The sequence below is a fragment of the Finegoldia sp. P3-F-LR genome, from assembly GCF_052932165.1.
Genome location: NZ_JBRFJE010000057.1, coordinates 1 through 379, shown reverse-complemented (window position 1 = coordinate 379; position 379 = coordinate 1). Strand labels below are relative to the sequence as shown.

The following is a 379-nucleotide window of genomic DNA, read 5'->3' as shown; positions in this document are numbered from 1 at the left end:
CCCTGCTTGTAAGGCAGATGCTCTCCCAGCTGAGCTAATCGCCCATATATCTGGTGACCCTACCGGGATTCGAACCCGGGATACCGCCGTGAAAGGGCGATGTCTTAACCGCTTGACCATAGGGCCTAATTACTAAAGTTTGTTATTCAAATTTATTCGTTTGTTAACAACTTACTTATTTATTTTATCATTTTATAAGCATTTTGTCAACACTTTTTTTCAATTTTTTTACTCAGGTTTTACATAATATTTTATGTATGGTTGCGGGAGCAGGATTTGAACCTACGACCTCCGGGTTATGAGCCCGACGAGCTACCAAACTGCTCTATCCCGCGTTATTGGTGCCGAGGATCGGAATCGAACCGATACGGTGTTTTAC

Annotated in this window: 2 tRNA genes; both read right to left on the bottom strand. The window is 42.7% G+C overall.

Annotated features, from left to right (window positions below):
- Positions 1–51 precede the first annotated feature (51 nt).
- Positions 52–126, bottom strand: a tRNA-Glu gene (locus tag ACU68U_RS09295).
- A gap of 132 nt (positions 127–258) precedes the next feature.
- Positions 259–335: transfer RNA gene (locus tag ACU68U_RS09290), tRNA-Met, on the bottom strand.
- Positions 336–379: the final 44 nt, after the last annotated feature.